We start from the raw sequence: 24,614 nt of genomic DNA, 5'->3' as shown, positions 1-24,614 counted from the left end.
AATTGTTCCCCGGCTGCCTACAGTCGTTTATGGACAACAGCGACCGTGGCGCTGAGCTTACTGGAGGGGCTTCATTGATGATTCTCGGCGCGCTGCCCGGTTCGTGTCCCGGGCTCAAGTCCGAGCCAATCGCCCAAAGCCGCCCCGCGGCTCTTGCTCGATTCGAGCACCTATTGAACTGCGGACCGCCAAAGGCCCGGCTGATCGAGATCAGCGGAGACCGATGGAGCGAGAAGACGGCGTTGATGAAGGATTGCGCCAAGGTCGCGACGAACGCGGGCTGGCAGGTGGCAGCGGGGTCCGCGGCTTCACCGCCCCAAGGAGTGCCGTTCGGGGTCTTCGCCGAAGCGCTGGACGGACTGATCAGTCGTTTCGGTTCCGAACTGGTGGCCGACTGTCCACCTGAGCACGTGCGCTGGCTGGGTGGGGTCTTCCCCGCTTTGGCCAGCACGACCTCACTCGCCGCCCCGGTGGGGCCGAGCCAGATCTACCACGTGTTGCACGCCATCCGTCAGTTGATCAGCGCGGTCGGCAGATTCGGAAACCTGCTGCTCTTGCTCGACGACATGCATTGGGCCGATGAGAAGTCGATGGCGTTGCTCGCGCACCTGCTGCGACATCCCCCTGACGGCAACGTCTTCATCATGACCGCGCAACGACCGCGACAGTTCCACGGGGTGCTCCCCAGCCAGGTCGCCAACGCGGAGAGAAACGGAACGGCGCTGCGTATCCTGCTCGCTCCGCTGTCCGAACGGGACGCGGCGGCTTTGCTGCCCGGCGACCTCAGCGCTTCTTGTTGCGCGGAGCTTCTGGACGAGTCCGGTGGCAACCCCGGGCTGCTTCGGACGTTGGTCTCGTTGAGAACGGCCCGGTATCTGTCCTGCGGTCCGCCACCGCAGTTGCCTTCCGACGTGTTCGTCAACTGTCTGCGTGACTTCCGGGAGCTTTCCGCCAACGGCTGGTTGGTTGCCAGGTCTGCTGCTGTGCTGGACGATCCGTTCGAGCCCGGACTGCTCAAGGAAGTGGCCCAACTCGACGACGACGACGTGTGGGCGGCCCTCGACGAGTTGATCGCCGAAGACGTGATCCGTGTCGAAAGCCAATCGAGCCGACTGAGATTCGCCAACAGGCTGCTGCGGGCAACGGCTTATCATTCGGCCGGACCGGGGTGGATGCTCGGAGCCCACACGAGGGTCGCCGATGCCCTGATCGCCCGTGGGGAAGCGGTCGAGCAGGTCGCCGGGCATCTGGAACACGCTGTCGTGAATGGTGACGAGGAGGGTGCCAGAATACTCCTGGACGGTGCGCGGGAGTGTTTGTGGACCGACCCGCTGAAAGCGGTCTCCTGGGTGAAGGCCGCGGCACACCTGAACGTCCAGTCCGTCGAACACCAGCTTGACCACCGTTTGCTTCTCGCCAAGGCGTTGGCATTGGCCGGGAAGTTCCTGGAGGCGTCACGTGTATTGGACCCTCTGGTGGAGGGCGGACGGGAAGAGGCCCATCGGGGAGAGGCGATGTGGTGGCGTGCCTGGGTGCGCGACCTGACCGGCAGGTTTGACGATGCCGGCTCGGATCTGGACGCCTTGCTGGCGGCCACCCCGCCGGATCGGTCCGCCGCCCCGGTTTACCGGGCGAAAGTCGTACTCGCCCTGCGTTCGGGCAAGGCGGACCGGGAGGCCGTCGAGCTCTTGACCGAGACACGGCCGGAGCCGTCCGGCGCCGGAGCCGGTCACGTGGCCGCCGTTCTGGCCGCGGCAGCCTGTCGAGAAGGTGATTACGAGCAGGCCAGGCGGTACGCGACCACCGCCCGGAGCCTCACCGCTTCGCCCGACGCCGACGTCGAGGTGGACATCGAAGGCGTTTATTGGCTGGCGTACACCGAGACGGAGCTCGGCGAGTACACCGCGGCCATGGCACAGTACGAGCGCGGCCTGAGGATATGTGAACAGCGCCAGCTCGACAGCATGGTTCCCCATTTCGCCGTCGCCCTGGGGAGTCTCCAATCGCGGATGGGCGATTTCGACGGAGCCGTGAGGCATGCCGCGTGTGCGGGGAAAGCGGCCACCAGGACCGGTAATGACTACCTACGGGCCCTTGCCGCTGATCTCGGGCGAATCGCCGGAGCGGCCCCGGAAGGCACACGGGGGCCCATGCGACGTGGTCCGGCCCCTTCGGAGGGGAACGCCGGCCGTACGCGTGTGGTCGATTCGTGTGTCTGGGACGGCAAGGCGACGACCGGTCCGGAGAGAAGGTCCGAAGACGAACTGGAAAGCCTCAGCGGGCGGGAAATGGAGATCGCGCTCCTGGTCAGCGACGGAAGGACCAATCAGCAGATCGCCAGAAGGCTGGAATTGAGCCACAAGACCGTCGAGACGTACCTGGCCCGAATCTTCAAGAAACTGGTCGTTTCCTCACGAGCGGAAGTCGCCGCGACAGTCGGCCGTAGCGGGCAGTCCACGGCGACGATCGGCGGGCCGTCGGCTACCGCCGCGCCCACCGTCGGGCGAACCCCGGACATCACAACAGTGGGCCGCGTGCGCAAGTCTGCTTAGACGAGGCTGGGACACCGACCCCGCGTTGGAGGTTACTCATGGCTGACGAGCAGACGTATCACGTCGTTTTGAACGAGGAACTGCAGTATTCCATCTGGCGAGCGGACTTGGCCATACCGAACGGCTGGCGGCCCGAGGGAACGAGCGGCACGAGGGAACAGTGTCTGGCGCACATCGATGAAGTATGGACCGATATGCGGCCGTTGAGCCTTCGGCGGCAGATGGAACAGACGGAACGGGCGTGAGGGGAGCCTCGGATGCGCCTGCAGTTCACAGAGAACCAACGCCGGATGCTCAATCGCCTGTTGGACGAGAACGGGATCGCGAAGGCTCCGGACGAGATCCGTCCGTGGACCGGGGACCGCTCGTGCGCGCCGCTGTCGTTCGGCCAGGAACGGCTGTTCTACTTCGATCAGCTGCATCCCGGTTCGGCCGCCTACCACGTGTGCGGCGCCTTGCGGCTGTGCGGAGCGTTGGACACGGACGCGCTACAGGCAGCAGTACACCAACTGGTGGTTCGGCACGAAGTCCTGCGCACAGGGTTCACCGACGGGGCGGGAGCGCCTCACCAGGTCGTGTACTCATCCGAGCAGTCCAGGGTCAACATCCACCAGTCGGACATCGACAGCGACCGGGTACGCGATCGGGTGGCCGAACTGGCGCGGACCGGCTTCGACCTGGCTCGGCCACCGCTGGTGCGCGCGGAGTTGTTGAGGCTGCGGGACTCTGAACGACCCGAGTGGGTCTTGGTGCTATGCGTGCACCACATCGTGGTCAACGGATGGTCGTTGGGGTTGTTGATCGACGAGTTGAGCGAGACCTACGCGGCGCTGCATGCGGACCGCCCACCGAGGCTTCCAGAGTTGACGGTCCAGTACGTGGACTTCGCGGTTTGGCAACGGGAACGGCTGACCGAGGCGATCCTGGCCGACCAGTTGAATTTCTGGCGGGAAGAGCTCGTCAACCTGCCTGCCGGGGACCTTCCCACCGACCGGCCCCGGCCCGCGCGCAGGTCCTATGCCGGGGACGTCGTTCCGTTCAGGGTCCCTCCCCAGGTCGTCAGCTCGTTGAGAGGCGTTGCCGACGGTATCCGGGCGACGCTGTTCATGGTGCTGTTGTCGGCGTTGAGCGTGGTCCTGGGACGTTGGGCGAATACGCCTGACGTGGTGATCGGGACGCCTCTGGCCGGCCGCCAACGTTCCGAGTTCGAACGTGTGGCCGGCTTCTTCGTCAACACCATCCCTCTGCGTATCCGGTTCGACGACAACCAGTCCTTTCGAGAACTACTGGCAAATATCCGCGAGATCTGCACGCGCGCCTACACGCATCAGGACGTCCCGTTCGAGCAGATCATCAACGAGCTGCAACCGGACCGGGACGAGTCGGGACAGACCTCGTTGGCCCGGCACTGGATCGTGCTGCACAACACGCAGCCGCCGAAATTTCAGCTTCCGGATCTGGAATGTGCTGTGGAGCCCGCGCTCGTCGGCTCGGTGCGTTGCGACCTTTCCTTTCAGCTCGTCCCGTGTGCGGAAGGCGGGCTCGACGGATGGTTGGAATTCTCCACGGAACTGTTCGATCCGCCGACCGCGCATCGGTTGGCCACTGCTTTCCTGACGGTGCTGGCCGCTGTCGCCGCTGACCCTGACGTTGTGGTGGCCGAGCTGCCCGTGATGCCTGCCGAAGTTCTGGACGAACTGCTCCGGCTGTCCACGATCGAGATTCCCGTTCGCCAAGGTGCTCCCGATATCGCCGGGCGGTTCGAGGCTCACAGGGACGCGGCTCCGGACGCAACGGCGGTGATCGAGCCCTCCGGTCCGATCACCTACCGTGAGCTGGAAGAACGGGCCAATCGTGTCGCCCATCTCTTGCGTGCCCGAGGAATCGGTGTCGAAGACCGGGTCGGTGTGTGCTTGGAGGGCGGCGCCGACCTGGCGGCGGCCCTGCTCGGTATATACAAAGTGGGAGCCGCCTACCTTCCCATACACCCCGGCTATCCGCAGGCGCGTCTCACCCAGCTGATAGCCGAGGGGGAACCGCGGCTCGTCATCACCAGTGCCGAACCGGCCGGACTGTTCGCGGACCACTCGGTCGCCGTTCTGCCGGATGACGTCGAACAGTATCCGGTGGACCGGCCGCCCAGGGCCGTACCCCCGGTTGACGCCACCGCATACTGTCTGTTCACCTCCGGCTCGACTGGTCGCCCCAAGGGGGTACTGGGCACGTATCGGGGACTGCTCAACCGGCTCGACGGCATGCAGCAGGAGTATCGAATCACCGCGGATGACCGGGTGCTCCAGAAAGCGCCCATCGGGTTCGACGTGTCGCTGTGGGAAATGCTGTGGCCCCTGACGCAGGGGGCTTCCGCCGTCTCCGTGCGACCGGGAGGACATCGTGATCCCGACCATTTGCACGAGGTCGTCGAGCGTCACCAGGTAACGGTCTGCCATTTCGTCCCCTCGATGTGGCAGGAATTCGTCTCCGGCCCCACTCACGCATGTCTGCGTCTGCTGCTGAGCGGAGGCGAACGAACAACCGTCGATCTGGCCGAACACATTCTTGAGCGCTATCCGGACGCGGTGCTGTACAACCAGTACGGCCCGACCGAGGCTGCGATCGATGTGACAGCGGGTCGGATCTCCGCCCCTTCAAAGGACGGGGTCCCGATCGGACGCCCGGTTCCCGGGAGCCGGGTACATGTCCTGGACGACCGGCTGCGTCCGCAGCCAGCCGGTGTGCCCGGTGAGCTGTACATCGGTGGTCCACAACTTGCACGCGGCTACTTCGACCAGCCCGGTCAGACCGCCGACCGGTTCGTCCCGGACCCCTACGCCGCGACACCGGGCGAACGCCTTTACGCCACCGGGGACCGGGCCCGGTTGTCTCCCGACGGGGCGATCGAGTTCCTCGGCCGGTCGGACAGCCAGGTGAAGATCAGCGGCAACCGCGTGGAAACAGGAGAGGTCGAAGCGGTTCTCCGGAATCACCCTGACGTCGTCCGGGCCTTAGTGGCCGTCCGGGCGGAATCGGAGCCGGTCCGCCTGGTCGCGTATGTTTCCGGCAGCACGGCATTGACCGGCCCCGGTCTCTCCCGCTATCTGGCTGAACGGTTGCCCGGACCGATGGTGCCGGCTCACGTGGTCGTGCTCGACGAATGGCCGCTCGGCCCACACAACAAGGTCAACACAAACGCGCTGCCAGACCCGGAGGGGTGGCGGGCACCTGTCAACGACCACGTCGGTCCGCGAAACCCGTTGGAGCAGAAGGTCGCGGACATCTTCAGCGAACTACTGCAACGGGAACAGGTCGATGTGCATGACTCGTTCCTCGAACTCGGTGGACATTCGCTCCTGGCCATTCGTGCGATCGCGCGAATCAGAGCGGCCTGTGATGTGAGTTTGCGAATCGGTGAGTTTTTTCAGGCTCCCGACGTCGCCTCGGTGGCGCGACTGATCGAACGGCGAAAACCGGAGCCCCACGTCGCAACCGCTCCCATTCCGCGTATCGACCGAAGCTGACAACGAGCCTTCGTTATCGAGTCAGGGGTTGTCCTGACTCCTCCCCATCGGGCGGAGGCCACCACGATGGAAACCGACGAATCTGGAGTTCATCATGAGGTATTCGCCCGAAGCGGGGCCGCCCCCGATCACGGTCCGGGAGCGCATGTCCCAAAGCGCTTTGCCGGCGCTTGTTCGGGCCGAGATCGAGGGCGCCGACCTGAACACATGGCTAAGGGCGAACAAGGACCTGGTGGACGGACTCGCGCACCGGGCGGGAGCGGTTCTCCTGCGTGGGTTCGCCGTACACGGAGCGGCCGGGTTCCGGACCGTAATGGACGTTCTATCCGATCGTGTTCTCGAGTACGGGGAGCGTTCGTCACCACGGACCAAGATCTCTGCCGGGGTCTACACGTCCACCGAGTATCCGGCCGACCAGTACATCCAATTGCACAACGAACAGTCCTACACCACTGACTGGCCGGTCCGGATCGTCTTCTGCTGCGAGTTGCCCCCGACCAGCGGCGGCCGTACGCCGCTGGCCGATTCGCGTCGTGTACTCACCCGACTGCGGCCGCGGACCGTCGCCAAGTTCGAAAATCTGGGGGTCCGGTACGTGCGCAATTATCTGCCCGGTATCGGCCTGTCGTGGCAGGAAGCGTTCCAGACCGACCGCAAGGCCGAGGTCAACGCCTACTGCGCCGAGGCAGACATCGTCGCCGAATGGGTCAACGGGGGACACCTCCGTACCCACCAAGTCCGTCCCGCCGTCCGTGTTCATCCGTTCACCGGTGAGCGCAGCTGGTTCAATCACGCGGCCTTCTTCCATATCACCTCGTTGCCCTCCGAGGTCAGCGCGGGGCTTCTGGAAGTGCTTCCAGAAGAGGACCTGCCCCACAACACTTACTACGGGGACGGCAGCGCGATCGCGGACACCACGTTGGCAGAGATCCGTGCCGCGCTTGACGAGGAGACCACGGCTTTCGAGTGGCGACAAGGCGACGTCCTGGTCGTCGAGAACATGATCACCGCGCACGCCCGGGAACCGTTCAAAGGTCCACGCCGGATTCTTGCCGCTATGGCCGACCCGATCAGCGAGGTGCCGCCGCGATGATTCCCGACGAGAACATCACCTGTCGGCCGTTGCACGACGAGCCGTTCCTGTTGCGGGTGAACGGAGGGGGCGCGGAAGAGCGTCTGGATGCCTGGATCGCGGCTCGCCGCGAATGGGTGATCAGCCAGCTCAACACCTACGGCGCCGTGCTGTTCCGTGGTTTCTCGGTAAACGGCCCAGAAGAGTTCGGACGAGCTGCCAGAGCTCTCTCCCCGGAGTTGCTCGACTACCTGGAACGTGCCGCGCCGCGGATCGAGGTCGCCGACCGTGTTTTCACGTCCACAGAGTTCGCTCAGGACCAGTGGATTCCGTTCCATCACGAGATGTCCTATTCGCACAACTGGCCGAGCCGGCTGTACTTCTACTGCGACGTGCCGCCCGCGACAGGCGGCGCGACACCGGTCGCCAGTGAGCGAGCCGTGCTCCCGCAGATCCCGCAGAGCATCCGACAACGGTTCGAGGAGCGGGGAGTCCGGTACGTCCGCAACTACGGACCGCATATCGACCTGCCTTGGCAGGAGGCGTTCCAGACCACCGACCGTGCCGAGGCCGAGGAGTACTGCCGCCGGGCAGGAACCGAGTTCTCCTGGGTCGGGAACGACGGCCTGCGGACCACATCGGTACGTCAAGCGGTGAGTGCGCACCCGGTCACCGGTGAAGCCGTTTGGTTCAACCACGCCCACCTGTTCCACGTTTCGAATCTCCCGGCCGAGATTTCCTCGATGCTCGTCGAGGAGTTCGGGTTCGAGGGCCTACCACGCAACGCCTACTACGGGGACGGGGAGCCGATCGAGGATGAGGTCGTCAACCTGATCCGCGAGCTCTACCGGGACGCGGCGGTCTCCTATGACTGGGAACGGGGGGACGTTCTGGTGGTGGACAACTTTTTGGCCGCGCACGCCCGGGAACCGTTCACCGGTAAGCGCAGGATCCTTGTAGCCATGTCGGATCTTCACACGAATCGAGGGCATCAGTGACTTCAGCCGGGACACCACTCGGCGATTTCGTCCTTTCGGCGGTGGAACTGCTGGCGGGTGATGACCCCGAGCTCCACGACGCCCTGTGCGGTGAGCACGAACGCCAGGAATCCGCGTTGTCGTTGGTCGCGTCTTCGAGCGTGACCGACCCCTCGGTCTTGGCCTGCCTCTCCTCCGCCGCGATGAACGTCACCGCGGAGGGGTACCCCGGGGCCCGCTACCATGCCGGCTGCGAGCAGGCCGACGTGATCGAGCGGCTCGCCGTGGATCGGGCCAAGGAGGTCTTCGGGGCCCAGTACGTCAACACCCAGTCGCATTCGGCCACCACCGCGAACTACACGGTGCTCTCCAGTCTGTTGAGACCAGGGGACACGATCATGGGGATGCGGCTTGACCAGGGCGGGCACCTGACTCACGGTTCCCGAGCCGCCTACTCCGGAACGTATTTCCAAGCGATCGGCTACGGCTTGGACGCCGACGGCCTCATCGACTACGACGAGGCCGCCGCCTTGGCGGCGTTCCACCGGCCGAAGCTCATCATCTGTGGTGCGACCGCGTATCCGCGAAACGTGGACTGGGCCCGGTTCCGCCGTATCGCAGACCAGGTGGGTGCGCTGTTGATGGCCGACATCTCGCATACCGCCGGCCTCGTCGCGGCCGGATTGAACACCAGCCCCATCGATCATGCCCATGTCACCACGACCTGTACGCACAAACAGCTCGCCGGTCCGCGCGGCGGTCTCATCATGTGCGGCAAAGACGCGGGCACACCCTTCGGCGACACCGGACGAACCCTGGCCGAACAGTTGGCCCGGGCGCTCTTCCCATACTTCCAGGGGGCGCCGATCCTCCCGATGATCGCCGCGAAGGCCCGTGCGCTCGGGCTAGCCCGGACCGCGGCTTACCGGCGGACCATGCGAAGGACAGTGGACAACTCCCGTGCGCTCGCCGACGAGCTGACGGCCCTCGGCTACACCGTCGTCTCCGGCGGGTCGGACAACCACATCGTCCTACTGGACCTGACAGGAAACGCCCTCAGCGGGCTCGTGGCCGAGAAGGCATTGGAAAGTGTCGGGATCATCGTCAACAAGAACCGGGTACCGGGAGACCGCCGATCGGCCTCGACATGCAGCGGCATCCGGATCGGCACGAATTCGGTCGCGCAGAGGGGCTTCGGCGCAGCGGAGATGCGCCACTGCGCAGAGCTGATCCACCAGGTGCTCGAAGCGGTCCGCCCGAACGGCGACCGCGCCTACGCACTGGACGATTTCGCGGCCGATTTCGTACGTGCGGAAGTTCGCAAACTGATGTCGGGATTTCCACTTCCCCGTTACCCCCGACTGTTGGGCGAACCTTCTGGGAAGAGGCAGTGACATGGTCGTGCTCTCGGTGGCGCAACGGAGAAGTCTTCGTCAGTGGCTGAAAGAACCCGACGACGGTTCGGCCAACCGGTCGCTGGTGCTCAGGTTGCGTGGCCCACTCGACCGGGAACCGATCATCTCGGCACTGCACACGCTGTTGGACCGCAACCCGGCGCTGCGCACATGTTTCCGGACGGCCGATGAGGACCCGGTGGGGGTTCTGCTGCGGATCGAACAGTTGGGCGTGGAACAATTCCGGGCCGAGGACGACGAACCACTGGATCTGGTCAGACGCTATGTCCGTGCCAGGTTCGACCTGGCGTCGGCAACGGCTCGGGCAGCGCTGGTGGAAGTCGGCCCGGAAGACCACCTGGTGGTCCTGGCCGCCCACCCCGTCACGGTCAACGCTCGGTCGATGGATGTTCTCTGCGGACAACTCACGGAGATCCTGCACGACGCCACCCCAGGGAACGAACCCATCGCGGAGGCGGGCCAGGACGGCGACTATTTCTGGCGGGCCGCTCTCGAAGGCGCCGACGGGGCACTGGATCTGCCCACCGACCGGTTGCGGCGGCAGGGACCACGACATACGGTCGGGACAAGGAAACGCGGACTCGGTCCCGCGGCTCACGGTCTGGCGACCACCGAAGCGGTGCCGACCCGGGCCGTACTGATGGCGGCACTGGCTGTGGTGCTGCGGCGCTACACGGGCAAGGACGACATCCTCGTGGGTGTCACCACGGACATCCGCAGGAACCCCCGGTTCGTCGGTGCCGCGACCGCGCCCCTGATCCTGAGAATACGGATCAGCCCGGGCCAGAGCGTGCAAGAACTAGTGCGCGCGGTCGCACGCGACGGCGCCGCCGCCCACGGACACAGGCACGCCCGGCTCGACCGCGTCATAGGAGTCGGCGCGGTCCCGTATCAGGTTCTGGTTGACCACCAAGGGCCCGGACGCGCACCGAAGTGGCCCGGTCACCAGGTGGAGCGCGTGGATGTCGAGCAGGATCCGCCGGCGCTGCCCGCCGGGGTCAACGTAAGCCTGCTCTTCGCGGACCGGGGCGGGGGCGTGGCGGTCAGCTGCCGGTACGACGCGGACGTCTTCTCCGCCGAACGGATCGATCGCCTGCTGGCTCATCTCGACCAGACGTTGAACGCGATGGCTGACGCGCCCGGGTCCCAGGTGTCGGGACTGCGCATTCTGACAGAGGAGGAGCACCGGCGGGCGGCCGAGACGTGGAACGCGACCGAACCGGAGTTTCCCGCCTCGGCCACCCTGCCGGAGCTGTTCACGCGCCACGTCGGCCGAACACCTGGGGCGACGGCCGTACGGACCGCGAGCGGTGAGCTGTCGTACAAGGAGTTCGCCGAGCAGGCGGACGGCCTTGCCGCACGTCTGCGGTCGGAAGGAGTGCAGCGCGGGGACGTGGTGGGTGTGGCTGTCGGGCGGACCCCGGATCTTCCCGTCTCGCTGATGGCGGTACAGCGGGCCGGTGGTGCGTGCCTTCCGCTCGACCTGTCCGATCCGGACGAACGTCTGCGATTGATGCTTGACGACGCCGGCGCGGTCATGGTGGTGGCGGACGAGAAAGAGCATGAGCGGCTCGCGCCGTTCGGGGTACCGCTGATCGCACTGCGGGAACAGAGCCCGGCAGCGGCCGAACCTCCCGGGGCGACGACCGTCGAGGACCTGTGTTACGTGATCTACACGTCCGGTTCGACCGGCCGCCCCAAGGGAGTCCTGCTGGCGCAACGCGGACGGGTGAACAACTTCGGTGATTTCAACCGGAGATTCGAGGTCGGTCCGGGCGACGCGGTGCTCTCGGTTTCCTCGCTGGGCTTTGACATGACCACCTACGACCTGTTCGGGATGCTCATCGCCGGCGCGGCGACCGTACTGCCCGATCCGGGGCGGGACCGTGACCCGGCACACTGGCTGGACCTGTTGCGCACGTGCGGCGTCACCATATGGCATTCGGTTCCTGCGCTGCTCGACCTCGTGCTGTTCGCGGCGGAGAAACTCGGTGTGCGAAAGCTTCCCGGGCTGCGGTTGGTCCTGCTCGGAGGTGACTGGATACCGGTCGGGCTGGCGGACCGGGTGCGCGCTCTCGCCCCGTTTGCCCAAGTGATCAGCCTCGGGGGAGCCACCGAGGTGTCCATGGACTCCGTGATCTATCCAATCGATCAGGTCGCCCCTGACCGGCGCAGTGTTCCCTACGGTCGTCCAATGGCCGGCCAACGTGCCTATGTGGTTGATGTCGATGGCCATTTGGCGCCTGTGGGGGTGCCTGGTGAACTCTACCTCGGAGGAGTCGGACTCGCCTGGGGATACACGGGTGCCGCTGCGCGAACCGCCGAACGATTCGTTCCCGACCCTTTCTCCCCTTCGCCAGGCTCCCGGATGTACGCGACCGGCGATTCGGCGGAGTATTTCCCCAACGGTGTGCTCAAGCTGATCGGACGGCTGGATTTTCAAGTCAAGATAGCGGGCAACCGGGTCGAGCTGGGGGAGGTCGAGACCGCCTTGCGTGACCAACCGGGTGTCGAAGCCGCCGTCGCCGCTGCTCCGCCGGTAAACGGTATTCGGACACTGGTCGGATACGTGGTGGGAAGAAAGGGTCGCGGACTCGATCCGAACGAATTGCGGCAAGTGCTGCGGTCCCGTTTGCCCGCGTATATGGTGCCGTCGGTGATTTTCGTGCTCGACGGTTTCCCACTCACCCGCAACGGGAAACTTGATCGGGAAGCGTTGCCTTTGCCGCGTTCGACTCCCGGTTTCGGCTGACCTCCTTGGCCGTGGTCAAAATATTTTGAATTTCAGGACCGAAAACGCCTGTATCGTCGAGGATGAGCAGACAATGGTCAAGTAAACGGCCCCAAGCTCTGTCCCGTCTTGAGGCGCCTTGACGCCGCTTCAGAAACGCACCCTCCGGAGGGAACCCCCGTGCCCGATCTCGTCATCCGGCCGCTCGGCGTCGGCGAGGACGCTCTTTTCGACTCCCTGCCCGACCCCGGCCTGGTCGGCTTCGCCGCGTTCGGTGACACCTACGCGTCGATGGCGGCGGCCGGTGAGTACCGCCCCGACTGGAGCTGGGTGGCGCTGCGCGAGGGCGTGGTCGTGGCCCGCGCGGCCTGGTGGGGCGGGCCCCAGGACACCGAGCCCAAGGTGCTGGACTGGTTCGACTTCACCGACGCGGAGGCGGCCGTGCGGCTGCTGGCCGAGGCGCCGTTGCGGACCCAGTACACGTTGAAGCTCCCGCCGGGATGGCGTCACGACCCCCAGGTCAAGAGGGAGGCCGACGTTCGCGTCGCGGCCGCGCGGGCGGCGGGGCTGCGGCCGTTGGTCGAGCGCTACCGCTACCGCTGGACCCCTGAGTGCGGTGTCCCGCGGCGGCCGGGACGGTTGGGGTTTCGCCCCGAACCCGACGACTCGGTGTTCTTCGAGTTGTTCCGCCGCATCAACACCGGGAGTCTGGACGCCCATGTGCGCAAGACCATCGAGGAGGCCGGTCTGGAGGCCTCCGTCCAGCAGGAGATGGACTATCTCCTGTGGATGCCCTCGCCGCGGGAGTGGTGGCGCGTGGCCTTCGCCGGGGACGAGCCGGTGGGCGTCTCGGTGCCCAGCCGCAACTACGGCGACCCGCTGATCGGCTATATCGGTGTGGTGCCCGAGCATCGGGGCAACGGCTACGCCTACGACCTGCTGGTGGAGGCCACGCACCTGCTGGCGGCCGAGGGAGTGGACCGGATCGTGGCGGGCACGGACGTGACCAACACCCCGATGGCCGCGACCTTCGCCAGGGCCGGTTACCCGGTGGAGCAGGAACGCATCGACCTGACCTGACGACGATCTCGGCGGACGGTGAGGCGCGACGGCCGCGCCAGGCGTGGCCTCCTCGGGGCCTTGGAAAGAGATGCGATCGGACGGCACGGTGAAAACAGCGCGTCACCGGATCCTGCCGTGCCGTCCGGCGCCTTCGGTCGGCCAAGCCCCTCCTCGGTCAAGTGATCTGTTTGCCAACCGCGTGCCGGGGCTTGAAAAAACAGACGGTACGGGCTGCCGTCTCGGCCGAACCGTCGTCACGGAGCCGTCGGGTCGGTGAGCGCGGACTCGACGTCGGCAGGGGCCATCCGTTCCACGGTGAGGATCAGGGCGGCGACCCGGTTGACGTTGACGCCCTGCCGGGCGCCGTGCGACCGCAACAGCTCGGCCAATTCGGCGATCGACGGCGCGTCTACGAAGAAGCGCATGGGAAGTTCGAGCCGGAACAGATCGCGGATTTGGGCGACCACCAGGGTGGCCAGTAGGGAATGCCCGCCCAGCGTGAAGAAGTCGTCGCGCACACCGACACGCGGGACGTCCAGGACACGGCTCCAGATCGCGGCCAGTACCTCCTGTAGGGCGTCGGACGGCGTGACCCGAGCCGCCTCGGTCGGTTGTACCTTTGCCGCGGTTGTGGACAGGGCGCCCCGGTTGACTTTGCCGTACCCGGTCAACGGGAACGAGTCCACGGTGACGAAAACGGACGGGATCATCGGCGAAGGGAGGAACTTGGCCATGTGCGTGCGCAGCGACGCTGCCGATGGAAGCAGCCCGTCCCGGGCGGTCAGGTACGCCATCAGCCGAAGCTCGGACCGGGAATCGGTTTGGGGGAGGACCACTGCTTCCACGACGTCTTCATGGCCGCGGAGCGTGGCTTCGACTTCGCCCAGCTCGACCCGGTAGCCGCGAACCTTCACCTGGTTGTCCACCCGGCCCAAGAACTCCAGCGCACCGTCGGTCCGCCAGCGCGCCCTGTCACCGGTGCGATAGAGCCGTTCGCCCGGCCGAAAGGGGTGAGGAACGTAGGCCTCTGCGGTCCGCGCCGGTCGAGCGAGATACCCGCGAGCCAATTGGGCCCCACCGGCGACCAGGTCGCCCGGCACACCGATGGGCCGCACTCGCATCGAATCGTCGAGCACGTACAGGTCGGCGCCGGGTACGGGGCGGCCGATCGGCACCGGTGTCGGGACAGGTGTGGTCACCCAGTGCTCGGCGACGTTGATCGTGGCCTCGGTGGGCCCGTAGGAGTTGATCAGCTTTGTGTGCGGCGCGAGAGCGATCACCCGCTCCGATAGTTCCGCCGGGAGCTCCTCGCCGGCGCAGATCAGCAAACGCAATGTGCGTGCGGCACTGTCGAATCCCGGAGAGGCGAGTACCAGGCGCAGCGCCGACGGTACGAAAAAACAGGTAGTTATCCCGTGCAGCGACATCGTGTCATAGAGATAGGGCGTCTCGACGTGCCGCCCCTTCTCGGCCATGACCAACTCGCCGCCGCAGAACAACGGCACGAGCAGTTCCCACATGGCGGTGTCCGCGCTCAACGGTGTCCGATGCAGGACTTTGTCGTCGCGGTTGAAACCGAATTCCGCGCACATTCCATGGACGCGGTTCGCCAAGCCCTCCCTGGTGATCACCACCCCTTTGGGGACTCCGGTGGAACCGGACGTATACAGCACGTACGCGGCATTGAGTCCGGCGACCGCGACGCCGGACAGGTTGACCCGGCCCGTCCCCAGATCGACTTCGTCAAGCCGAATAGTGCGCGTAGCCAGATCGAGCTCCGCATCGATCGACGAGGTCGTGAGTACCAGGCCCGGGCACGCGTCCGCGACGATCATGGCGATTCGTTCGCGCGGCTGGTCTGCTTCCAGTGGGACGAATACAGCGCCGATTTTGAGCACCGCGACCAACGAGACGATCAGGTTCAGGTCCCGGTTGAGGCAGACTCCTACCTTGTCCTCCACGCCGACACCGGTCCGGCGGAGCCAGTGCGCGAGTCGATCGGCGCGTTCGTCGAGCTCGGCAAAGGTCAGGGTCTCACCCCCGGCAGTCACGGCCGGGGCCGCAGGAGAGGCGGTCACGTGATCGTCGAACCATGCCAGCAACGGTCGGCTGGTCAAGGGTGAGGCGGTCCTTCCACTGAATTCCTCGACCAGAAGGGCGTGCTCCTCGGGGGAAACGACGGGAAGCCCACTCAGCGTGCTGTCAGGGGAGGCTGCCGCGGCCGACAGTGTTTCCCGTACGCCCGCCGCGATCCGTTCCACAGTGGCGGGATCGAAGAGGTTGGCGGAGTAGACGAGCCACCCCCGGAGCCCGTCCGTGCCGTCCGGTGCGAGTTCCAGCGTCAGGTCGAAATCGGTGCTCGTCGGGGGGAAGTCGATTACTTCGGCTTCGACCTCTGGTAGGTCGATCGTGCCGATCGGGACGTTGCGCAACGCCAACATCACATTGAACAGCGTCGATCGTCCCCCGTGACGCTCCCCGTCCACCTTTTGGACGATGCGTTCGACGGGGATGTCCTGGTGTTCGTAGCTCGCCAGACACGATGCTCGGGTCCGGCGCAGCAGGTCGCGGAACGAAACCGCCGTGCCCAGCTCGACCCGTATGGGGACCGTATTGACGAAAAAGCCGACCAGCCGCTCGACCTCGGGTGTCGGCCGACCGGCCACCGGGGTTGCCACCACCATGTCGTCCTGGTCAGCCCATCGGCCCAGTACCGAGCAAAGCGCCGTGAGCAGGACCATGAACACTGTTGACTGCTCCGACCGTGCCAGCGCCTCCAGCTTTGCGGTCAGTTCCCGATCCAGCCGAAACGGTACGGCTTCACCGATCGTTGCCTGTCCGGCGTCGCGGGGACGGTCGGTGGGCAGTAGCAGCCTGCTCGTGCCGGCCAGCGCCCCGTGCCAGTAGTCGAGCTGCTCGCGTGCCGAGTCGCTGGAGAGCCAGTTCCGCTGCCAATGGGCGAAGTCCGCGTATTGCACCGGAAGGGGCCGCAAGGGCGAGGGTGATCCGGTGACGACAGCGGTGTAGGCCTGGACGAGTTCGTCCACCAGGACACCGATCGACCAGCCGTCCACGATGATGTGGTGTACGCACAAAGCCAGTACCCACTCGTCGTCCCGGCCTCTCAACCGCCACAGCGTGGCACGGGCCAAGGGGGCGGAGGAGAGATCGAAAGGTTCGGTGACGAGCGCCGCAACGCGCGATTCCACTTCGTCCGCATCGATTTCCCGCGTCGTCAGTTCGAGTTCTACGCTCCCGGCAGGCCGCACGGCCTGAGTCAGGCCTTCGCGTGGGTCCACCTCGAAACCGGTGCGCAGGATCTCGTGCCGCTCCACCATGGTGTCCCAAGCGAGGGCCAAGGCTTCTGGGCGGAGCTTTCCTGTCAGCCGAACCATGAACGGAAGCAGGTGGACCGGCGCGGCAGGAGCCAGCTGGTGCAAGAAATACAATCGTTCCTGCCCAGGTGACGCAGGGAAGCGCTGGACGCCTGTTCCCCGAGGCAGGGCCCGCATGGTTGTGCCGGCCGTCTGCCGGTCGGCCAGTCGCGAACTCAACAACGCTCGTTTCTCAGGGGACAGCTCTTCGACCGCGCGGCGCAGCGCCGCTGGGTTCAGGTCGTCCGTCATCGATTCTCCTGTCACCGACTGTCTCCACGGTCGGGGCAGGTGCGCTCCTCGGGAAGTCCGGTTTTCCCCTGACTACCGTTCGACGATCGTCCAACCGAAGGTGGGATCGACAGGAACTTCCTGGACCGAGCCCTTGAGAATTTTTCATGCGCAAGGGCGGAGCAGGAATCTCATGACCGGGAGGTGCGCGATGCCCATGCCCCCCTCTCCGGGGCCGATCACGCGGCCTTACAAGCGTGGTTATCGGCAAGTGCCCGAAACACGCGAGTTGATTGGTGAAGCGCACCGTACGAGGCTTCCGATCACTGTGTTCGTCGCGTTGGTGGACCACGTGTCGATTCCCTCCATGGTGGTGACCACCGTCTTTTTGTACGGCTGGTCGGTGAGTGCTGGAATCGCCGGAACACTTGTCGCGGTGTGTCTCGTGGGCCGCCAGTTGAGGGCTATGGAATGTCTGGTGCACGAGGCCAGCCACTTCAATTGGAGCCGACGGCGCCGACAGGTCAACGACACGCTTGCCGCAGTACTGTGCGGATGGCCGACCGGTATCAGGATCGGTGACTACCGTGCCTCGCACCTGTTCCACCACGGGCGGTTGGGGACCGACGAAGACCCCGACCGGCAGCGTTACCGCGAGTTGGACATCGAAGGCCTGGATCGCAGCAGCCTGGCCTCATTTGTCCGCGGTCTCGTTCCGCGACTCGTTTCCTATCAGCGCGGATGGCTACGCGCCACCGCAGCCGATCCGGTCAGCGCCGCCATGCCGTTGCTCTGGGCATTGCTGACAATCGCGTTGCCTGCGTTCCTGCTATGGGGGGTGGCGTCAGCCGCCGCAGGCCTGGCCGTTTGGGCGGCGGCCCACTTTCTTGCCTTGCCGGTGCTGCGTTTCATCGCGGAGAGCAGTGAGCACAGCTACACGGACGCCGACACGGTTTTCGACTCCACGGTCACCAACCTCGGGCGGCTGCAACGATGGCTGATCCACCCCCACAGCGATGGCTACCACACGGTGCACCACCTATGGCCGGGTACACCGCATCACGGGTTGCGTACATTGCACCAGATTCTGTTGCAGGCCGACCCGGACGGTTACGGCAACCGGTTGCGGGTGCGTACCCGGATCTTGTCCGAGCCCTCGCCGAACAGGTCTTCGCAATCGACAACGAATACCGCTGATGAATAGAACATCCTTTTCTTCTCCGAAAAGAATTGAGTTTCCATGGACGTCGAAGTGGAATCGCTGAAATTTCTCTCACCGGACGATGTGAGGATGGTCGCCGAACGGTTCGGTACTCCTACATTTGTCTATGATGAGGCGACGATCAAGAGGGCGGCCGCGGAAATGGCTGCACTTCCCAATGCTTTCGGGTTGACTGTCCGGTATTCCCTCAAGGCCTGTCCGAGCCAGGCGATCATCAGGCTTTTCGATCGAGAGGGGTTCGCGTTCGACGCGAGTTCGGTATGGGAGGCTCGCCGGGCGGTGCTCGCCGGCGTCCACCCCGGAAGGATCTCTCTCACCGCCCAAGAGGCCGTCTTCGACCACAGCCTCAAGGAACTCATCGACCAAGGGCTGCAGTTCGACGCGGGGTCGCTGCACCAATTGACGGAATACGGAAAGCAGTATCCCAGTGGTTCGATCGCGGTGCGGGTCAATCCCGGGTTCGGGTCGGGGCTGGTGAATCGGCTCAACAGCGGTGGTGTCAACTCCAGCTTCGGTATCTGGCACGACCAGATTCCCGAGATGAAGGCCGCGCTGGAAGAATACGGCCTGAAACTGGTGCGGCTTCAGTCGCATATCGGTTCCGGTCACCACTGGAACATCCTCGTGGACGCGGTGAAGAAACTGCTGGCCATCGCCCGGCAATTCCCTGACGTGCAGACGCTCGACCTGGGCGGCGGTTACCGGGTCAAGGCATTGTTGAGCGATCCCGAGTACGACCACACGGAGTGGGCCCGTGTCGTCGCCGATGAGCTGACCACTTTCGCCGAGGAGACCGGCCGTAGGCTGCGGATCGAGGTGGAGCCGGGCACGTTCCTGACGGCACTGTCCGGTGCGCTGGTTACACGTGTCATCGACAGGACCGATACCGGGAGCGAAGGGCAGACCTTCCTCAAGATCAATAGTGGGCTGACGGAAATCGCGCGTCCGTCGTACTACGGCGTCACCCATCCGCTCGTCTCCGTGCCCGCGGAAGGGCCCCTGCGTACAGAAGTCGAGAAATGCAACGTGGTCGGGCACTGCTGCATCGCCGGTGATGTCCTCACGGCCGTCTACCAGCCGGAGGAGGCGCTGGCGCCCGCGTCGCTCGGACGTACCGAAATCGGGGACTACCTCGTGATCGAACGAGCCGGTAGCTACTGCTCCAGTATGTCCATGAAGAACTTCAATTCCTATCCGGAAGCGGCGGAAGTCTTGCGTCGGGCGGATGGGTCGCTGGATCTGATCCGCTCGCGCCAGACACTGGAACAACTGGTGGCCAACGAAGTGATTCCTTCGGGTCTATGAAATCTGCGGTCGGCGAAAACCGGGAGGGGCTTACAGCTCCTTCCGGTTCCCCATTTTTTCATAGGGTCGAGGGTGGGTGGGAAATAAATTTTCGCCGAATTCGATCGTCTTTGCATTTCTTGGTTTTCCATCGGGGTCGAGACGATTCGGCAGTCGGCTTTGCCGATGGCGGGTGAAGTCGCGGGAGCGGGTTTCGGTTCAATCGGGATTTCGGGTTTCCCTTCCCGGGAAAACGGTTTTTCGTGTATTCGTTATTTCGGGATTTGTCTGCGGTGGCGAGGAAGAATTCCCCGAACGGATTCGGCGTGTTTCGGGCGGACGCGCAAAACCCGGCGGCTCCGGGCCGAGCCGAGAGGCGCCGTTCGTCAGGACCGAAACCATTGCCGGGCCCCTGAGTAGTGAGAAGGTTGATGGCTAAAGCCTCGGGCAAGAGTTTTTCTCCGGCCTTTTGGCGGTTTTGGACCGCTATGGTCGTCTCCGGTCTGGGGGACGGGATCAGGACGACCGCCCTCGCGGTGTTCGCCGCCGCGCTCACCCGCGACCCGGTCCAGGTCGCCATGGTCACTCTGGCGGGGAAGCTGCCGTGGGCCTGCGTGGGGCCCTTCGCGGGAGTGCTCGTCAACCGCGTCAACCGCTGGCGCGCGCTGTGGATCTGTGACGTCGTGCGGGTGGCAGTGCTCGTCGTATTCGTGGCCCTCATGCTGGCAGGCCAGGTCGGGGTCGTCGTGCTCGCGATAGCCGCCTTTTCCCTGAGCTCCGTCCAGACCATGTCCAACAACCTGTCTCAGGCAGTTGTTCCGGACGTGGCCGATAAAGAGACACTCGACACGGCCAACAGCCGAATCCTCGGCGGGCAGTTCGTCACGGTGGAATTCGTGGGCGCACCGCTTGGCACCGCGTTGTTCGTGCTGTCCGAGCCGACACCGTTCGTAGTTGACGCGCTGTCGTTCGTGGTCTCGGCGGTATTGGTGTTCAGCCTCCGGACGGTCGGCGGCGACCCGGCGCGATCATGCGTTCCGCTCACCCCTGCCGTGTTGTGGTCGGAGATGGTTTTCGGGGTTCGTTGGCTTTGGCGTCATCAGACCCTTCGGACTCTGTGCCTGCTCGGTGGTGTGCTCAACTTCGCAGTGGTCGGGGTGTTGGGGATCGCCGTGCTGTACGCGCTGGAAGTGCTGAGAATCAGCCAAACCGGCTACGGACTGTTGTTGGCTTTTATCGCCGTGGGCGGTCTGGTCGGTTTGTTGGTCGCACCAGGACTCGTGGCCGCGGTCGGACGGGGGCGTGCGTTGAAGGCCGTGCTCCTGATGTGCCCCGTTGCCTTCTTGGTCGGCGGGGTCACGACGGACGCCGTGGTGGCCGCCACGGCGTTGGCGTTCGTGGGAGTGGGGATCTCGGTCTTCAACGTGGTGACGGCCACCATCCGGCAGACGGTCATTCCCGCTGCCCTCTTCGGTCGGGTCAACGGGGCTTACCGGTTTGTCGGTAACGGTCTGTCCCCCTTGGGCGCGTTGGCCGGAGGTCTCGTCGCTGACGGGTTCGGCCTGCGGGCACCGTTTTTCGTCGGAGCGTTCCTGCTCCTGACAGCGGTGTTTGTCGTCTCCTTCGGTTGGCCCGGGCTTTTGTCGAGTGTGCGGGAAGCCCGCCGAGACGGGGGGTAGTCGTCCGCGTTCGCCCCATGGCTCGTTCCCACGTGTCCGGAGGGACTTCGCGGACGCGTGGTGTGCGCGCCGGCTCCTGCTGTCATCGTGGTACCAGGTGTGCCGACCGGGGAGGCCGGTTGCGCCGGCGGCGGGAGGACGGCTGATCGCGGCGCGGAATCGGTGCTGGTCGCAGTGGTACGACCATCCTGTGAACGCTTCTGGCCGTTCGCCCTCGCCGTCGGTCGGGGGCCGGTGCGGGCGTGCGCGACGCCCCACCCGCCGGGTAGCCCCCGCCCGACGGGCAAATTCCCAGTGGGTCCCGTTGCCGCTCGGCGTTCGCTCCACCACGACTCCCGCCGGCGCGAGATACGTGCGGCCGTGCTTCAAGGAGCCGATCGCGGTCTCTTCTTCTCGTCGGTCGGGATCTCGGTGCGGGGCAGGCGGTGGGGCCGCCCATCTGATGTGTGGATGTTCCAATGATTGGGTTTTCCATGTATTTTGGTGGTCATGGACGACCGGCAACTGAACGAAGAGCTCCACGACTGTCTGTTCGCGATTCGCGCCCACGTGCACACCGAGCTCAAGGAACTGGCCCGGGAAGCGGGGTTGACCGATACCCAGACCGATGCGCTGTGGAGGCTGAGCAGGGGGCGGGAGATGACCGCGCGCCGGCTGGCCGACCGCTTGCGGTGCGACGCCTCGACCGCCACCTCGATGATCGACCGGCTGGAGAAGCGCGGTCTGGTGCGCCGGGTCCCCCACCCCACCGACCGCCGTGTGAAGGTCATCCAGCTCACCCCCGAAGGATGCGCGCTGCGTGATCGCGTCGTCCGGCACACCACCGAGCACTCACCCTTCGCCCGTCTCGACCGCGAGAGCAGGCTGCGCCTGCACGCGCTTCTCCGCCAAGCGGTTGACGACACCCGCCCGACAGGAGAAACCGCCGACGTCATGGCCCCGTCGGAAAAGGAACAGCGGTGATGGACAGCAGGACCACCGTCATCACGGGCGGAGCCTCCGGCCTGGGTCTGGTGATGGCACGCCACCTGGTCGGGGCCGGGCACAGCGTCGTCCTCGTCGGCCGGGACGCGGCGCGCACCCGGGCCGCCGCCGAACGCCTGTACGGCGGGGCCCGTGCCGGCCGGGAAGCGGCTCCGCCCAGGACATACACCTCCGACCTGGAGCAGTGGTCGCGGGTACGGGCGCTGGCCGTGGAGCTGGCCGCCCACGGCCGCCCGGTGGACGTCCTCATCAACAACGCGGGGGCGGCCTTCCCCCGGTACGAGCAGACGGCCGACGGCGCGGAGCGCACCTACGCGCTCAACCACCATGCCCCGTTCCTGCTCACTCACGCCCTGCTGGCCGAAGGGGCGCTCGCGCCCCGGGCGCGGATCGTCAACATGTCCTCGTTCGTGGAGAAGCGGGGAAGGCTCGACGCCGCCGATCCGGATGTCGCGGGAACATCGTGGAGCAACCGTTTCTACAACCAGATCAACGTCTACGCGACGAGCAAGCTCGTCGGCCTCCTGGCGGCGCGGGAACTCGCCCACCGCCTGCCCGAGGGGATGAGCGTCTACAGCGCCAATCCCGGCATGGTCAAGGGCACCGCGATGAACAGCAACGCCGGCGGGCTGATGCGGTTGAGCGCCCCGTTGTTCCGACCGTTCTCCGTCACCCCGGACGAAGGGGTGCGGACCCCTGTCTGGCTCGCCACGGCCTCGCCCGCCCCCACCCCAGCGGAGGCTTCTTCAGCGCGTCCCGGCCCGACACCCCTTCGCGCCCGGCTCTCGACGACACCCTCGCCGGCGCCGTTTACACCAGGACCGCAGCCCTCCTGGGGGTGGCGCCCCTCACGAGGTGAGCCCGAGCGCGCTTCCCCGACCGCGTCTTCGGTGTCAGACCGCCGTGGACACCGGGCCGCCGCTGTCGGTTGACAGCCAGCAGCTGCCCTTCAGGACGACGTAGAAGCCCGCGCCGTCGTACGGGTCCAGCCGCGCGCACCAGCTCCCGCTCGTCCGCACGCGGTGGGACCAGGGGTGCCCCAGGTGTACGGCTGAGATCGCGTCACTCACCACATCCATCCACTCAGGATATTTCCCGTATGAAGCGTGAGACGGATGCGTATTTCATTGAGCCCGATACGCATTGAGAAGCTCATTCGGCCTTCTTAGGGGCGAACGCATGACGAACGAGAACGACAGTGTGCAGAGCATGGTGCTGGGGGACGTCGAGGTCATCAGGATCATCGAGTGGCACGAACCGTTCCTGCCCGCCTCCACCATGTTCCCGGAAGCAAGCGCGGATGCCTGGAAGGACAACGAGGACTGGCTGGTACCGGACCACTGGAGGCCAGGCGACGACTCGACGGTGCTCGCGCTGCAGACCTGGGTACTGCGCAGCGGCGGGCGGACCGTCCTGGTCGACACCGGGGCGGGCAACGGGCGCGAACGGCCCGGGATGGCGCCGTTCCACCACTGCCAGGGCGATTTCCTCGGCCTCCTGGAGAAGGGCGGTGTGCGCCCCCAGGACGTTGACGTCGTCGTCAACACCCACCTCCACGTTGACCACGTCGGCTGGAACACCGTTGACGCGGACGGGCAGTGGGTACCGACGTTCCCCAACGCCCGGTATCTCGTGCCCGCCGCGGACGACTTCCACTACGGTCCGGACAACGCGTACGGCAACGGCGCGCAGGAGGTTGACCGCCTGATCTACGAGGACAGCGTCGCCCCCGTCCACCAGGCGGGGCAGGTCGTGCTGTGGGACGGCCTGCACCGCCTCGACGAGCACCTCACCCTGGAGTCCGCGCCGGGCCACACCCCCGGGTCGTCCGTTGTCCGACTGGAGTCGGGGAGGGACCGGGCGGTCTTCGTCGGAGACCTGCTGCACAGCCCGGTGCAGATCCTCCACCCCTGCTGCAACAGCAATGCCTGCCTGGCACCGAGGCAGGCGGTGGCCAGTCGCCGCCGGATCCTCGAACGGGCAGCCGACGAACGGGAACTGCTCGTCCCCGCGCACTTCGGCGGCGCGGGCGCGGTGGAAGTCCGACGGGAGGGCGGCGGCTTCACCCTCGGCCCATGGGCGGAGTGGGCCGGCTAGGCAGGGGAGCATCAGGACAGGACCCGGCAATGGGCGATTGCGGCTGCCCGTCCCTCTCTCGGGGCCTCGGAGTTCTGGGCCGCCTCCGAGCGGGGGACTCCCCGGGAGTAAGGACGTGGTGCGGAGTGGGTTTCGGCGGGCTCCCCCAAGAGCCCGGAAACGATGAAGTTACCCCTCCCGGAGGAAGGACCCGGGCCGGACAGTGTTTCGGCTAGTGCATTCGGAGGGCCCCGAAACCCCGGCCTCCTCTGTCCGGTGGGGGAGGAATCCGACAAGCGAAAACACGACGCTGGAACTCTTTGGCCGGTGATTACGTGATTGTCGTTTGCTGTTGGGCGTCCGAGGTCCCTCCATGGCACACGATATTCACCCCGCTGTTCGCGCCGCTGGAGACCCCGGCCTCGGACTCGGGCCAA

At 65.7% G+C, this 24,614-nt stretch carries 16 protein-coding genes; 14 read left to right on the top strand and 2 right to left on the bottom strand.

Features of this window, described 5'->3' with window-relative positions:
- The first annotated feature begins 77 nt into the window (after nt 1–77).
- The 8 genes from AC0VYP_RS14090 to AC0VYP_RS14055 all read left to right on the top strand — a co-directional run bounded on the left by AC0VYP_RS14090 (nt 78) and on the right by AC0VYP_RS14055 (nt 13,345).
- Complete coding sequence (locus tag AC0VYP_RS14090; RefSeq protein WP_475470081.1) at nt 78–2,552, top strand: ATP-binding protein; 2,475 nt, start codon at nt 78–80, stop codon at nt 2,550–2,552.
- A gap of 38 nt (nt 2,553–2,590) precedes the next feature.
- Nucleotides 2,591–2,797, top strand: a complete 207-nt coding sequence (locus AC0VYP_RS14085) for an MbtH family protein (protein WP_285761693.1) — start codon at nt 2,591–2,593, stop codon at nt 2,795–2,797.
- A gap of 12 nt (nt 2,798–2,809) precedes the next feature.
- Nucleotides 2,810–6,070, top strand: coding sequence for a non-ribosomal peptide synthetase (locus tag AC0VYP_RS14080; RefSeq protein WP_475470078.1), 3,261 nt, complete (start codon nt 2,810–2,812; stop codon nt 6,068–6,070).
- A gap of 94 nt (nt 6,071–6,164) precedes the next feature.
- A complete protein-coding gene (locus AC0VYP_RS14075) occupies nt 6,165–7,163 on the top strand; it encodes a TauD/TfdA family dioxygenase (RefSeq protein WP_475470077.1) in 999 nt (332 codons plus the stop codon).
- The gene (locus AC0VYP_RS14070) at nt 7,160–8,140 is read left to right on the top strand and encodes a TauD/TfdA family dioxygenase (protein WP_475470075.1); all 981 of its coding nucleotides are present in this window, start codon (nt 7,160–7,162) and stop codon (nt 8,138–8,140) included. Before AC0VYP_RS14075 ends, AC0VYP_RS14070 begins: the two co-directional genes overlap by 4 nt.
- Nucleotides 8,137–9,513 (top strand): serine hydroxymethyltransferase, encoded by a 1,377-nt coding sequence (locus tag AC0VYP_RS14065; RefSeq protein ID WP_285761689.1) that lies wholly within the window; start codon nt 8,137–8,139, stop codon nt 9,511–9,513. The genes AC0VYP_RS14070 and AC0VYP_RS14065 overlap by 4 nt, the downstream gene beginning before the upstream one ends.
- 1 nt (nt 9,514) lies before the next feature.
- Nucleotides 9,515–12,286 (top strand): non-ribosomal peptide synthetase, encoded by a 2,772-nt coding sequence (locus AC0VYP_RS14060; RefSeq protein WP_475470074.1) that lies wholly within the window; start codon nt 9,515–9,517, stop codon nt 12,284–12,286.
- A 159-nt stretch (nt 12,287–12,445) separates the two neighbouring features.
- Entirely contained in the window at nt 12,446–13,345 is a 900-nt protein-coding gene (locus tag AC0VYP_RS14055; RefSeq protein WP_475470073.1) for a GNAT family N-acetyltransferase, read from the top strand.
- Between the two features lie 236 nt (nt 13,346–13,581).
- On the opposite strand, the gene AC0VYP_RS14050 is transcribed toward AC0VYP_RS14055, so the two are convergent.
- A complete protein-coding gene (locus AC0VYP_RS14050; protein ID WP_475470071.1) occupies nt 13,582–16,953 on the bottom strand; it encodes a non-ribosomal peptide synthetase in 3,372 nt (1,123 codons plus the stop codon).
- Nucleotides 16,954–17,203: 250 nt separating this feature from the next.
- Between AC0VYP_RS14050 and AC0VYP_RS14045 the strand changes: the two genes are divergently transcribed.
- The 5 genes from AC0VYP_RS14045 to AC0VYP_RS14025 all read left to right on the top strand — a co-directional run bounded on the left by AC0VYP_RS14045 (nt 17,204) and on the right by AC0VYP_RS14025 (nt 23,033).
- Nucleotides 17,204–18,136: a fatty acid desaturase family protein gene (locus AC0VYP_RS14045; protein ID WP_285760146.1), complete on the top strand. Its 933-nt coding sequence runs from the start codon at nt 17,204–17,206 to the stop codon at nt 18,134–18,136.
- Nucleotides 18,137–18,172: 36 nt separating this feature from the next.
- Nucleotides 18,173–19,459 carry a diaminopimelate decarboxylase gene (locus tag AC0VYP_RS14040; RefSeq protein WP_285760145.1) on the top strand — a complete coding sequence of 429 codons (1,287 nt, stop codon included), beginning with the start codon at nt 18,173–18,175 and terminating at the stop codon, nt 19,457–19,459.
- A gap of 410 nt (nt 19,460–19,869) precedes the next feature.
- The gene (locus tag AC0VYP_RS14035; protein ID WP_475470069.1) at nt 19,870–21,117 is read left to right on the top strand and encodes an MFS transporter; all 1,248 of its coding nucleotides are present in this window, start codon (nt 19,870–19,872) and stop codon (nt 21,115–21,117) included.
- A gap of 489 nt (nt 21,118–21,606) precedes the next feature.
- Nucleotides 21,607–22,080 carry a MarR family winged helix-turn-helix transcriptional regulator gene (locus tag AC0VYP_RS14030; protein WP_285760143.1) on the top strand — a complete coding sequence of 158 codons (474 nt, stop codon included), beginning with the start codon at nt 21,607–21,609 and terminating at the stop codon, nt 22,078–22,080.
- Nucleotides 22,080–23,033, top strand: coding sequence for an SDR family NAD(P)-dependent oxidoreductase (locus AC0VYP_RS14025; protein ID WP_475470067.1), 954 nt, complete (start codon nt 22,080–22,082; stop codon nt 23,031–23,033). The genes AC0VYP_RS14030 and AC0VYP_RS14025 overlap by 1 nt, the downstream gene beginning before the upstream one ends.
- Here the strand turns inward: AC0VYP_RS14025 and AC0VYP_RS14020 are convergent.
- Nucleotides 22,995–23,180 carry a cupin domain-containing protein gene (locus AC0VYP_RS14020; RefSeq protein ID WP_285760142.1) on the bottom strand — a complete coding sequence of 62 codons (186 nt, stop codon included), beginning with the start codon at nt 23,178–23,180 and terminating at the stop codon, nt 22,995–22,997. The two genes, AC0VYP_RS14025 and AC0VYP_RS14020, sit on opposite strands and share 39 nt — an antisense overlap.
- Nucleotides 23,181–23,280: 100 nt before the next feature.
- Between AC0VYP_RS14020 and AC0VYP_RS14015 the strand changes: the two genes are divergently transcribed.
- The gene (locus AC0VYP_RS14015; RefSeq protein ID WP_475470065.1) at nt 23,281–24,198 is read left to right on the top strand and encodes an MBL fold metallo-hydrolase; all 918 of its coding nucleotides are present in this window, start codon (nt 23,281–23,283) and stop codon (nt 24,196–24,198) included.
- Nucleotides 24,199–24,614 lie beyond the last annotated feature (416 nt).

This window comes from Nocardiopsis sp. iso_186 (genome assembly GCF_056173365.1).
Note: the sequence above shows the minus strand (reverse complement) of the source record. Positions and strands in the feature narration are given on the sequence as shown.